The sequence below is a fragment of the Tsukamurella sp. 1534 genome, from assembly GCF_000312385.1.
Taxonomy (GTDB): domain Bacteria; phylum Actinomycetota; class Actinomycetes; order Mycobacteriales; family Mycobacteriaceae; genus Tsukamurella.
The window spans coordinates 826,489-839,029 of sequence record NZ_HE997627.1; the positions used below are offsets into that span (position 1 = coordinate 826,489).

Below are 12,541 nucleotides of genomic sequence, written 5' to 3' on the forward strand. Positions count from 1 at the left end.
CGGGGGGTTGTAGACGGATTCTGCGGCGGAACGAGCCGCCCGGCCGCAGTTTCCGTCTACAACTCCAGGCGCGGGATCGACGGTGGCCGCCCGCTCCAGCCGCGATCAGTCAGCCGCTGGGCGATCCCGGCGAGGAGACGCTCGCGCTTGTGGAGTAACTGGCCGGCTGTCACCAGGACGACCGACCAGCCCGCCTCCACGATCGCGTTGAGCCGTTCGGCGTCCCTGTCGTGCTGCCGCGAATCCCGGTGCGGTTTGCCGTCGTATTCGACGGCCACTCGGTGCTCTCGGGAGCCGAGATCGACGTGGAACGGGGTGCCCTCGATCGGCGTCTGCGGCTGGAACATCCGGAGTCCTGCCCGATGCACGACTAGGCGGGTGAACGTCTCCCACGGCGAGTCTGCTCCGACGGCCGCTTCGCGCAGGACTCGACGCGCGCGGGCGCCGCGATGCAACCCGGGATGCCCGTTCAGGTAGGTCCGCACTTCCTCAAGGGTCGTCACCGACCTGCCGAACGCGTCGAGGTGCAGGCACTGGTCGAGGGCCGCGACGGCGTGATCGCCCCGGACCGTGCGGGCGAGATCGACCGCGGTCCTGACCCCCGTGGTGGCGCGGCGGCCGAGCACGGGTACGACGTCCTCGTCGGGGAGCCGTCCGGTCCGGATCACTACACCCGTCCGGCGGCGCTGCGTGGGGAGCCAGATCTCCGGCGGGTGGCCCACCGAGTATGGCACTCCGTGCAGGCCCGCCGCCGACCAGCCGATGAAGACCGCATCCGGGTACACCTCCGCGAGGGCGTCGTACCTGTCGCGGACGGTGACCTCACCGGCCCCGTCGCGACGCACACCGTGGATCACCTGGGTGAATCGCGTGCGCACGTCGTGGGCGGTGAATTCGGTGCGCAGCGACCGCGTCCGCTCCTGCATACACATTGGACGCACCAGGGGGCCGCGAGGATCCCTCACCCTGAACTCATAGACGGATTGTGCGGCGGAACGAGCCGCCCGGCCGCAGTTTCCGCCTCCAGGTCGGGTCAGCGCGGCAGGTCGGCGAGCTCGCCGCGGACCACGACCGCCGACGGGGCCGGCAGCGCACCGTCGGCCAGTGCCCGACGGGGGTCGGTGGCGTACACGACGAGGTCGGCCGGCGCGTCCTGCTCGATCCCGGCGAAGCCGAGCCACTGCCGAGCCCGCCACGAGGCGGCGGCGATCGCCTCCTCCGGCGGCATGACCGCGGCGAGCGCGGCGATCTCCCGCGGCAGGGCGCCGTGCGGGTTGAAACCGCCGGCGTCGGTACCCGCGTACATGGCCACGCCGGCCTCCCACGCCTTGCGGTAGGTCTCCTCGCGCCGGTCGTGCAGGGCCTGCATGTGCCGCGCGTACACCGGGTACTTGTCCACGGCGGGCGCGGCGATCGACGGGAAGTTCTCGACCTGGATCATGGTGGGCACCAGCCCGATCCCGCGTTCCACCATCACGTCGATGGTGTCGTCGGTGAGGCCGGAGCCGTGCTCGATCGCGTCGATCCCGGCATCCAGGAGCCCGGGCAGCGCGTCCTCGCCGAACACGTGCGCGGTCACCTGGGCGCCCGCGTCGTGGGCCAGGGTGATCGCTTCGGCGAGAACGTCATCGGGCCACAGCGGCGCGAGATCGCCCGCGTCCCTGTCGATCCAGTCCCCGACGAGCTTGATCCACGGATGCCCCTCGGCGGCGCGGTGCCGCACGGCGTCCACCAGCTGCGACGGGTCCTCCAGCTGCTCCCCCAGGCCGCGGGTGTACCGCTTGACCAGGGCGATGTGGCGCCCCATCCGCACGAACCGGGGCAGGCCTTCCTGCCCGTCGAGCGGCGACGTGTCGAGGTCGGACCCGGGCTCGCGGATGACGGTGACGCCCACGGCCACGTCCTCCAGCGCCAGCGCGCGGCCGCGCACCAGATCGGGTTCGCCCTCCTCGACGATGCCCACGTGACAGTGCGCGTCCACGTACCCGGGGACGGCGTAGCCGGTCAGCTCCACGTCGGCGGCGGCCGGCTCGAACGTGACGGCACCGTCGGACACCCAGAACTCGGCGTGCTCCCCGCCGGGGAACACCACTCCCGAGAAGTGCATGCTCATGGGCGCACTGTAGCTCAGCGCTTCTTGCGCAGCTGCTCTTCCAGCGCCGCCATGTCGATGCCCTCGAGCCCCGGGGGAAGCTGGTCGAGGCCCTTCGGCATCTTCGACAGGTCCATCCCGGCCGGCGCGCCCGGCATCCCCGGCATGCCGCCGGGGAACCCGCCCCGTGCGCCCTTGGGCGGGGTGGGCCCGCGGCCGGAACTCTTCTTGCCCTTCTTGCCCTTCTGCTTGCGCTTGGGGATCCGCTTGGGACCGCCTCCGACGCCGGACATCTGGGCCATCATCTTGCGGGCCTCGAAGAACCGGTCCACGAGCTGGTTCACGTCGGTCACGGTGACACCGGAGCCCTTGGCGATGCGCAGCCGCCGCGACGCGTTGATGATCTTCGGATCGGACCGCTCGGCGGGGGTCATGCCGCGGATGATGGCCTGGATCCGGTCGAGCTGGCTGTCGTCGACCGCGGCGAGGGCGTCCTTCATCTGGCCCGCGCCGGGCAGCATGCCCAGCAGGTTCCCGATGGGGCCCATCTTGCGGATCATCAGCATCTGGTCGAGGAAGTCCTCGAGCGTGAGCTCGCCCGAGGTGATCTTGGCCGCGGCCTCCTCGGCCTTCTGCTGGTCCATGACCTGCTCGGCCTGCTCGATCAGGGTGAGCACGTCGCCCATGCCGAGGATCCGCGAGCTCATCCGGTCGGGGTGGAAGACGTCGAAGTCGTCCAGCTTCTCGCCGGTGGACGCGTACAGGATGGGCTTACCGGTGATCTCGCGGACGGAGAGCGCCGCACCGCCGCGGGCGTCGCCGTCGAGCTTGGTGAGCACCACGCCGGTGAAGTCGACGCCGTCGGCGAAGGCCTGGGCGGTGGTCACCGCGTCCTGGCCGATCATGGCGTCCAGGACGAACAGCACCTCGTCGGGGTTCACCGCATCGCGGATCGCCCGGGCCTGGCCCATGAGTTCCTCGTCGATGCCGAGGCGGCCGGCCGTGTCCACGATCACCACGTCGTGCTGGCGCGAGCGGGCCTCGTCGATGCCGCCCTGCGCCACCTCGACGGGGTCCGCGGCGCTGACGCCGAGTGCGCCCTCGCCGCCGACCGAGGTGCCGGGATGCGGCGCGTACACGGGCACGCCCGCCCGCTCGCCGACGATCTGCAGCTGGCTGACGGCGCCCGGACGCTGCAGGTCGCAGGCCACGAGCAGCGGCGTGTGGCCCTGCTTCTTGAGGTGGTTCGCCAGCTTGCCGGCCAGCGTGGTCTTACCGGCGCCCTGCAGGCCGGCCAGCATGATCACCGTGGGCGGCGTCTTCGCGAGGTTCAGGCGCCTGGTCTCGCCGCCGAGGATGGCGACGAGCTCCTCGTTGACGATCTTGACGATCTGCTGGGCCGGGTTCAGGGCCGCCGAGACCTCGGCGCCCTTCGCGCGCTCCTTGATCCGCGCGACGAAGGTGCGGACCACGGGCAGCGCGACGTCGGCCTCGAGGAGCGCGAGCCGGATCTCCCGCGCGGTGGCATCGATATCCGCGTCGGTGAGCCGGCCCTTGCCGCGGAGTCCCGTGAGCGCGCCGCCGAGCCGGTCGGAAAGGGATTCGAACATTGCTCCAGCCTATCGGAGGCTAGGGCCTCACCGCTTCGTCCGGTGGCGTGGGCGGCGCGGCCTCGGGCAGGACGGCGATCACGGCGGCCTCCGCGCGGGCCCGCAGCGCGGCCTCGTCGCCGGGAACCGCGAGGCAGAACACGTCCAGCACGGTGGCCCCCAGGGTGGCGGCCTTCGCCCACCGCACGTCCAGCCCGGCGGCCTCCAGAGCCTCCGCGATGCGGGCGAGCAGGCCAGGGGTGTCGCCCGCCCGGACCTCCAGCACGACGGTGCCGGGCGCACCGTCGAACCAGCGCAGCAGGGGCGGCGCCGCCACCTGCAGCGGCGGAGCCGTCACGGCCCCCTCGACCGGCGCGACGGCCGCCCGCTCGCGCTCGCGCAGTTCGGCGAGCACGTCGGCGCCGCCGAGCGCGGCGAGGAGGCGCTGCCGCACGACGGCGGGGTCCGGCGGGTCGCCGAACGTGGGCACCACGACGAAGGTGTTGACGGCGGACTCCCCCACGGCCGAGACCACGGCGCGCTGCACCCGCAGCCCGGCGAGGGCGAGCACGGCGGCCATGCGGGCGAGCACTCCGCGCCGGTCCTCGCTGACGACGGTGACGGTGAACGTGTGCGGGCCGAGCTCGGGGGTCGGCGCGATCCGCACGTGGGTGCCGCCCTCGGCGGCGAGTGCGGCCACCTCGGGCGCGACGGGCTCCGGATGGGGCGTCTCGTCGCCGGCCAGGGCGCGGGCGGTGCGTCGGGCGAGCTCGCCGATGAGGCGCGACTTCCAGTCACCCCACACCCCGGGGCCGGTGGCGAGGGAGTCCGCCTCGGCGAGGGCGCGGAGCAGTTCGAGCAGCACGGGGTCGCGGTCGATCTTCTCCGCGACCAGATCGATGGTCGCGGGATCGTCGAGGTCCCGCCGGGTGGCGATGGACGGCAGCAGCAGGTGGTGCCGCACCATGCCGGTGAGCAGCTCCGTGTCGGCGGCGCTCAGGCCCATCCGGGCGGCGATGGCCGCCGCGAGCTCGGCGCCGATCAGGCTGTGGTCGCCGCCCCGCCCCTTGCCCAGGTCGTGCAGCAGGGCGCCGAGCACCAGCAGGTCGGGCCGGGAGACGCGGGTGGCCAGGTTCGCGGCGTAGGCGGCGGTCTCCATGAGGTGCCGGTCCACGGTCCAGGTGTGCACCGCGTCGCGCGGCGGCAGGTCCCGGACAGCACCCCACTCCGGCAGCAGGCGCCCCCACAGGCCGGTGCGGTCGAGCGCCTCGATGACGGGCACGGCGCGGCGGCCCGCGCCGAGCAGGGCGAGGAAGTCGGCGACGGTCTCCGCGGGCCACGGGCTGCGCGGCGCGGGCGCGACGTCGGCGAGCCGGGCCAGCGTCGACGCCGACATCGGGAGCCCGGAGGTCGCGGCCGCGGCGGCAACGCGCACCGTCAGGCCCTGGTCCCGGTCGGGGTGCGCGTCGCGGGCGAGCGTCACCTCGCCGGCGTGCTCGACGACGCCCTCGGCGAGCGGCCGCCGGACGGGCGGACGGCGCAGCCGGGACAGGCCACGACGGGGCACGGCGTTGCTCGCGGTGCGGATGCCCACGTCGACGGCGTAGGCGACGGTGCGCCCGCTGTCGCTGATCACGCGGGCCAGGTCGAACCGGTCGCCGATCCGGAGGGCGGCGCCGATCTCGTCGGCGTCCTGGGCGCGCAACTGGTCGCGGGCGCGGCCCGAAGTGCGGTGCAGCTCGGTCCGCACGTCGAGCAGGCGGGAGTAGGCCGCGGCCAGTTCGCCCGCCGATCTCCCGCCGCCGATGCTCGACGGTGTCGGGATGCCGTCGGCCAGTTGGGCGAGCGAGAGGGCCTGCAGCAGCTGCACGTCGCGCATGCCGCCGCGGCCGTTCTTGAGGTCGGGTTCGGCGCGGTGCGCGATCTCGCCTGAGCGGCGCCACCGGTCGCGGGCCTGCGCGGCGAGGTCGTCGACGCGGGTGCGGATGTCGGCGCGCCACTGCTTGCGGACGCCGCTGATGAGCAGGTTGGTGATCTCCTCGTCGCCCACGATGTGCCGGGCGTCGAGCAGACCCAGCGCCGCGGACAGGTCCGAGGCCGCGACGCGCACGGCCTCCGGCACGGTCCGCACGCTGTGGTCGAGCTTGATGTGCGCGTCCCAGAGCGGGTACCAGATGCTCTCGGCGACCTCGGTGACATGCGCCGGGTCGAGCCCGTCGTCGTGCACGAGCAGGAGGTCGAAGTCGCTGTACGGCAGCAGTTCCCGTCGCCCGAGGCCGCCGACGGCGACCAGGGCGAGCCCGCTGTCCGGGCCGATCCCGGCCGCGGAGCCGTGGGTGGCGAGCCACACCTCCGCGAGGTCGGCGAGAGAGGCGCGCAGGGTGGGCGGGTCGATGCGGTGAGTGCCGACGGCCCGCTCGAGCAGCCGGGCCCGGGCCGCCACCAGCTCGGTGGCGGCGCCGGGCCCGCCCGCGGTCGGAGACACCCGGGGCTACAGGGCGTCGGCGCCGCGTTCGCCGGTGCGCACGCGCACCACCGACTCGACGGGAGTGACCCACACCTTGCCGTCACCGATCTTGCCGGTGCGGGCGGCGTCGACGATCAGATCGACCACGGAGTCCACGACGGCGTCGTCGACGACGGCCTCGATACGGACCTTGGGCACGAAGTCCACGGAGTACTCGGCGCCGCGGTACACCTCGGTGTGTCCCTTCTGGCGGCCGTATCCCTGCACCTCACTGACGGTCATGCCCAGGATGCCGGCCTGTTCCAGGCCCGCCTTCACGTCTTCGAGCGTGAACGGTTTGACGATCGCGGTGACCAGCTTCATTGAAAGTTCCTTACTCGACTCGGGTGGTAGCCAGCTTATGTGTCGGTCGGTCAGACCAGGTCGTACGCGGTTTCCGCGTGCTCGGAGTTGTCGATGCCGTCGGCCTCGGACTCCTTGTCGACACGCCACCCGAGGGGCTTGAGAGCGAGGGCGATCACGATGGTCAGGACCGCCGTGAACGCCATTGCCACGGCTGCGATCACCACCTGGACCACGAGCTGCTTGTAATCGCCGCCGTAGAACAGGCCGGTGTCCTTGGCCAGGAAGCCCAGCGACACGGTGCCGATCACGCCGGCCACCAGGTGCACGCCCACCACGTCGAGCGAATCGTCGAACCCGAACTTGGACTTGAGGCCCACCCCGAAGGCGGCGGCGACACCGGCGACGACGCCCAGGATCAGGGCCCCGACCGGGGTGATGTTGGCGCAGGCGGGGGTCACCGCGACGAGGCCGGCGACGACGCCCGATGCGGCGCCCACCGTGGTGGCGTGGCCGTCGCGGAACTTCTCCACCGCGAGCCAGCCGAGCATCGCGGCGGCGGTGGCCGCGGTGGTGTTGACCCAGGCCAGGCCGGCGGTCATGTTCGCGGTGCCCGCGGAGCCGGCGTTGAAGCCGAACCAGCCGAACCACAGCAGGGCGGCGCCGAGCATGACGAACGGGATGTTGTGCGGGCGGTACGCGGTCTTGCCGAAGCCGAGCCGCTTGCCCACGACGATGGCGAGGATGCCGCCCGCGATGCCGGCGTTGATGTGGACCACCGTGCCGCCGGCGAAGTCGATGGGCGCCACGTTCGCGGCCCCGTCGGTGGTGCCGAACATGGCGGCCGCGATGCCGCCCTCCTTACCGGAGAGCAGACCGCCGCCCCACACCATGTGCGCCAGGGGCAGGTACACGACGGTGGTCCAGATCGCGGTGAACAGCAGCCAGGTGCCGAACTTCACGCGCTCGGCGAGGGCGCCGGAGATCAGGGCCACCGTGATCACGGCGAAGGTCAGCTGGAACCCGGCGAACACGATCGCGGGGAGCCCGCTGCCCGCGGCGTTGAGCACGTACTGGGTCTCGCCCGCGACGTCCTTGGTCTGGGTCAGCTGATCCAGGCCGAAGAAGGTGAACGGGTTGTCGAACAGGCCGAGGTAGTTGCCCTCGCCGGAGAACGACGTCGAGTAGCCCCACAGGACGTAGACCACGGAGACCACGCCGAGGGAGCCGATCGACATCATCATCATGTTCAGGACGGACTTCTGGCGGGAGAGCCCGCCGTAGAAGAACGCCAGCGCCGGCGTCATGAGCAGCACGAGCGCGGCCGACATCAGCATCCACGCAGTGGTGCCGGTGTCTACTTTCCCGAACAGTTCATCGGGTACGGAAGCCAAGAGCACGGGTGAAAACCTCCTCGGGTGCGCCCTTGCGGCGCAGCTGAGAAAAGCTTCGGCGGCTGCGGTTTCCCACCCGTCGCGCCGATGTTGCCCGTGTGTAACCGGTTCGGGCAGTGCACCCGCGTTCCGTTACGCGAATGTTTCGAGTCGTCGGACGACCCGGACGTCATTCGTGGGCGCGGGTGAACCGCTCGATCGCCGCTGCCACGCGCTCGGGCCGCTCCATCGGGAGGGAGTGCGAGGTGCCTGGCCAGACCTCGGCGACCACGTCGGGCACGAGGTCACGGGCCGTATCGGCGGCGCGGCGTGCATCGCCGTTGACCGCGGAATCAGCGGCCAACGCGGCGTACACGGGCACGGTCGTTCCGCGCAGCACGTCGTCGGGGATGCGGCGGATCCGCGGCAGCGCCGCCTCGTAGTGCTGGTTGCCGAGCGCGACCATCGCGGCGAGCGGGTCCTCCCGGTCGACGGGGCCGCCGCCGACGTACCCGAGCGCGCGGTCCCGGAGTGGCCGCGGGACGCCGGGCAGCACCATGAGGACCGATGCGGCGTACATCTGCCACCGCAGGTCGCCGAAGGTGAGCACCGGGTCGAGCGCGGTCGCGCTCGCCACGCGTCGCGGGCGTCGGGCCGCCAGATTCACGGCGGACCAGCCGCCGAGGGAGTGCCCCACGACGTGGGCGCGGCCGACGCCGAGGCCGGCGAGGGCCTCGTCGATCCAGGCGGCGAGGTCGGCGGCGTCCCGCAGCGGCGCGGTCTGTTCGCTGCGCCCGGCGTCGCCGAGCGCGTCGAGGGCGTAGACGGTGCGCCGTTCCGCCAGGCCGGGGAGGTTCTCGCGCCACATCGGTGCTCCGCTCCCGCGGCCCGGGAGCAGGACCAGCGGCGTACCGTCGGCGCTCCCGAACCGGTAGGCGCGCACCGTCCCGAACGCGGTGGGCACGTCGGCGGTCTCGTGCGCGGGCAGAGCAGCGACGACCCGGTCGTAGGCGGCCAGGTAGGCGTCGCGCCCCGCGCCGGAGCGCCACCGGCCGACGGGCACCGTCTAGCCCAGCAGGGCGTCGACGAAGGCGGCGGGCTCGAACGGGGCCAGATCGTCGGCGCCCTCGCCGAGCCCGACGAGCTTCACCGGCACGTTCAGCTCGTGCTGCACCGCGTAGACGATGCCGCCCTTGGCGGTGCCGTCGAGCTTGGTCAGCACCACGCCGGTGATGTCCACGACCTCGGCGAACACCTTGGCCTGGGCGAGGCCGTTCTGGCCGATGGTGGCGTCGAGCACCAGCAGCACCTCATCGACCTTGGCCTTCTTCTCCACCACGCGCTTGACCTTGTCCAGCTCGTCCATGAGGCCGGTCTTGGTGTGCAGGCGGCCGGCGGTGTCGATCATGACCACGTCGACGCCCTCGTCGGTGCCGCGGGCGACGGCGTCGAACGCGACGGCCGCGGGGTCGGCGCCCTCCTTGCCGCGGACGATGCCCGCGCCCACGCGCTCGCCCCAGGTCTGCAGCTGGTCGGCCGCGGCGGCGCGGAAGGTGTCGGCGGCGCCGAGCAGCACGCGCCGGCCGTCGGCGACGAGCACGCGGGCCAGCTTGCCGGTGGTGGTGGTCTTACCGGTGCCGTTGACGCCCACCACGAGCAGCACCGACGGTGCGCCGGCGTGCGGCAACGCGCGGATGCTGCGGTCCCAGTCGGTGTGCAGCTCCGTGATCAGGACCTCGCGGAGCAGGGCCCGGGCCTCGGCGGCGCTGGCCACGCCGCGGGACGCGATCTGTTCGCGCAACTCCTCGACGACCTTGAGGGTGGTGGGGGTGCCGAGGTCCGCCATGAGCAGGGTGTCCTCGATCTCTTCCCAGGAGTCCTCGTCGAGGTCACCGGCGCCGAGCAGGCCCAGCAGGGAGGCGCCCACCGTCGACTGGGAACGCGCGAGGCGGCCCTTGAGCCGGTCGAGGCGGCCCGACGTGGGCGCGATCTCGTCGAGCTGCGGGGCGGTCTCAGGCTCGACCTCGACCACGTCGTCGGCGGCGACTTCGGCCTCGACCTCGGCCTCGAGCGCCTCGTCGGTGTCGGGTTCCGCGGGTTCCGCGGGCGCCTTCTCGGGCTCGACGGTGCTCGGCGCGGCCCCGGTGTCGGGCTTCTCCGCCGTCGTCGTGGCGTCCTTCTCCGCGTCCTCGGCGTCCTCGATCAGCTCGATCTCGGTGGGGGCCTCGGGCTCGACGTTCGCGATGTCGGGGCTGATCTCCTCGGCCTCGGCGAGGCGGGCGTCGGCGTCCGCCTGCTTCTCCTCGGCGCGGCGCTGCTCCTCGGTCTCGGCGAGGTCGCTGAGCGGAACCTGCGGTGCCGCTTCGGCCTTCGGTTTCGGCGTCGCCTTCGGTGGGGTGACGGGGACGGCCTCGGGCTCGCGCGCGCCCTCACTGAAGCTGAATCCGCCGCCGGCCTTGTAGCCGCCCGACTTGTCGAGGCTCTTCGGTTCCGGCGTCTCCTCCTTGAGCGACACCTTGCGCCGCTTGTTGAGGTACAGGCCCGTGGCCAGCGCGGCCAGGACCAGCAGGACGACGACGACGGCGATCAGGATCGCGATGCCCGTATTACTCACGCCTCGACTGTAGTCAACGGGTGTCCGCCGGTCCGGCGCCGCACGCGATCGCCCCGTCGCCCGCCCGCACCGGCCCGCTCCGCGAGCACCTGCCCCGGCCGCACCGCCGCCACCGTCCACCACCCGTCGACCGCCCCTCACCGCGACGCTCCGCCGGCTTCCATCCCCCGCCGCAACGCTCCGCAGGCTTCCACCCCGCGCCGCAACGCTCCGCAGGCTTCCATCCCCCGCCGCAACGCTCCGCCGGCTTCCGTCTCCCAGCCGGGAGAAGACGTCCCCATGGTTTTCAGGCAGCGCGCACACAGTTTCATGGGGGACGTCGAATCTCATCGGGGACGCCTTCTCCCGGCTGGGAGCAGCACACCCCGCGAAGCGACCCGAGCGAGCGGACGGGGGCCGCGGAATATTCGGACCGCAGTCCGAGGTTGGAGCGGGCATGAAGAAGATCGGGTTCCTGTCCTTCGGCCACTGGACCGACTCCCCCGGCTCCCGCGCGCGTTCCGCGTCGGACGTGCTGCTCCAGTCGATCGACCTCGCGGTCGCCGCGGAGGAGCTGGGGGCCGACGGTGCCTACTTCCGCGTGCACCACTTCGCGCGGCAGTTGGGCTCGCCGTTCCCTCTGCTGGCCGCGATCGGCGCGAAGACGTCGCGGATCGAGATCGGCACCGGCGTCATCGACATGCGTTACGAGAATCCCCTCTACTTCGCCGAGGACGCCGGGGCGGCGGACCTCATCGCCGGCGAGCGCCTCCAGTTGGGCGTGAGCCGCGGATCGCCGGAGCAGGTGATCGAGGGCTACAAGTACTTCGGCTACGAGCCGGCGGAGGGCAAGACCGATGCCGACATGGGGCGTGAGCACACCGAGATCGCGCTGAAGGTGCTGGAGGGCGGCGGGTTCGCGCAGCCGAATCCGCGGCCCATGTTCCCCAATCCGCCCGGGCTGCTGCGGGTGGAGCCGCACTCCCCCACGTTGCGCGACAGGATCTGGTGGGGCGCGGCGTCCGACGCCACCGCGGAGTGGGCTGCGAAGCTGGGCATGAATCTCATGAGCTCGACGCTGAAGACCGACGAATCGGGCGAGCCCTTCCACGTGCAGCAGGCCACGCAGATCCGGAGGTTCCGCGAGGCCTGGGCCGAAGCGGGGCACGACCGGGAGCCGCGGGTCTCGGTCAGCCGCAGCATCATGCCCATCGTCGACGACGAGAGCCGCGCCTACTTCGGGCACGAGGGCCGCGGTAGCGACCAGTTCGGGAACATCGACTCGTTCCGCGCCGTGTTCGGCCGCACCTACGCCGCCGAGCCCGACGAACTCGTCGAGCAGCTCCGCGACGACGAGGGCATCGCGGAGGCCGACACCCTTCTGGTCACCGTCCCGAACCAACTGGGCGTGGAGTACAACACGAAGCTGTTGAGCGCCCTGGTGAACGACGTGGCCCCCGGCCTCGGCTGGCGCTGACCTGGGCGCTGACCTGGGCGCCGGCGCCTACGTCTCCCTCCGCATCAGGACGCGGGTGAAGCCGTTCAGCACCGACGTGGTGTCCATGACGTACTCGAAACCCGCGCGCTCGAACAGCGCGCGGGTTCCCACGTACGCCATGGTCAGATCCACCTTGGCGCCCTGATTGTCGACGGGGTACGCCTCGACGACGGACGCGCCGCGCTCGCGGGCGAAGTCGACCGCGCCGGCCACGAGGTGGTGGCTGATCCCCTGCTTCCGGTGACCGGGCCGCACCCGCACGCACCACAGCGACCACGGATCGACGTGGCCGTCGACGTGCGGGATCCGGCGGTTGGTCGCAAAGCTGGTGTCCGCGCGCGAGTGGACGGCGGCCCACCCGACGGGCTCGGCACCGTCGTACGCGAGCACCCCCGGCGGCGGGTCCTCCGCGCAGAGCCCCCGAACACGGTCGGCGCGCTCCTGTCCGCGGAGCGACTGGTTCTCCTTGGCCCCGATGCGGTAGCTGAGGCAGAAGCAGACGTTCGACGTCTCCTTCTTCGGCCCGATCACCTGCCGCACGTCCTCGAAGACATCGGCCGCCCGCACGTCGATACCGCTCATGCGGC

General features: G+C 72.3%; 10 protein-coding genes. 1 reads left to right on the forward strand and 9 read right to left on the reverse strand.

From position 1 onward, the window contains the following. Positions 1-56: 56 nt before the first annotated feature. From BN39_RS16350 to ftsY, 8 genes are all read right to left on the reverse strand, one after another. Complete coding sequence (locus BN39_RS16350; protein WP_019203515.1) at positions 57-926, reverse strand: endonuclease domain-containing protein; 870 nt, start codon at positions 924-926, stop codon at positions 57-59. A 107-nt stretch (positions 927-1,033) separates the two neighbouring features. Further along, entirely contained in the window at positions 1,034-2,113 is a 1,080-nt protein-coding gene (locus tag BN39_RS16355; RefSeq protein WP_019203516.1) for an amidohydrolase family protein, read from the reverse strand. Positions 2,114-2,127: 14 nt separating this feature from the next. Next, positions 2,128-3,702, reverse strand: coding sequence for a signal recognition particle protein (gene ffh, locus BN39_RS16360; RefSeq protein ID WP_019203517.1), 1,575 nt, complete (start codon positions 3,700-3,702; stop codon positions 2,128-2,130). 19 nt (positions 3,703-3,721) lie between these two features. Then, positions 3,722-6,166, reverse strand: coding sequence for a [protein-PII] uridylyltransferase (locus tag BN39_RS16365; protein ID WP_019203518.1), 2,445 nt, complete (start codon positions 6,164-6,166; stop codon positions 3,722-3,724). Positions 6,167-6,172: 6 nt separating this feature from the next. Beyond that, entirely contained in the window at positions 6,173-6,511 is a 339-nt protein-coding gene (locus tag BN39_RS16370; protein ID WP_019203519.1) for a P-II family nitrogen regulator, read from the reverse strand. Between the two features lie 50 nt (positions 6,512-6,561). After that, on the reverse strand, positions 6,562-7,827 hold the full coding sequence (locus BN39_RS16375) for an ammonium transporter (protein WP_051159030.1): 1,266 nt from the start codon (positions 7,825-7,827) through the stop codon (positions 6,562-6,564). A 226-nt stretch (positions 7,828-8,053) separates the two neighbouring features. After that, entirely contained in the window at positions 8,054-8,926 is an 873-nt protein-coding gene (locus BN39_RS16380) for an alpha/beta fold hydrolase (RefSeq protein WP_019203521.1), read from the reverse strand. 3 nt (positions 8,927-8,929) lie between these two features. Next, the gene (ftsY, locus tag BN39_RS16385) at positions 8,930-10,477 is read right to left on the reverse strand and encodes a signal recognition particle-docking protein FtsY (protein WP_019203522.1); all 1,548 of its coding nucleotides are present in this window, start codon (positions 10,475-10,477) and stop codon (positions 8,930-8,932) included. A 436-nt stretch (positions 10,478-10,913) separates the two neighbouring features. Here ftsY and BN39_RS16390 point away from each other — a divergent pair, with 436 nt between their 5' ends. Further along, entirely contained in the window at positions 10,914-11,933 is a 1,020-nt protein-coding gene (locus BN39_RS16390; RefSeq protein WP_019203523.1) for an LLM class flavin-dependent oxidoreductase, read from the forward strand. Positions 11,934-11,960: 27 nt separating this feature from the next. Here the strand turns inward: BN39_RS16390 and BN39_RS16395 are convergent, their stop codons facing one another. Continuing rightward, positions 11,961-12,536: a GNAT family N-acetyltransferase gene (locus tag BN39_RS16395; RefSeq protein WP_019203524.1), complete on the reverse strand. Its 576-nt coding sequence runs from the start codon at positions 12,534-12,536 to the stop codon at positions 11,961-11,963. Between the last annotated feature and the right edge of the window lie 5 nt (positions 12,537-12,541).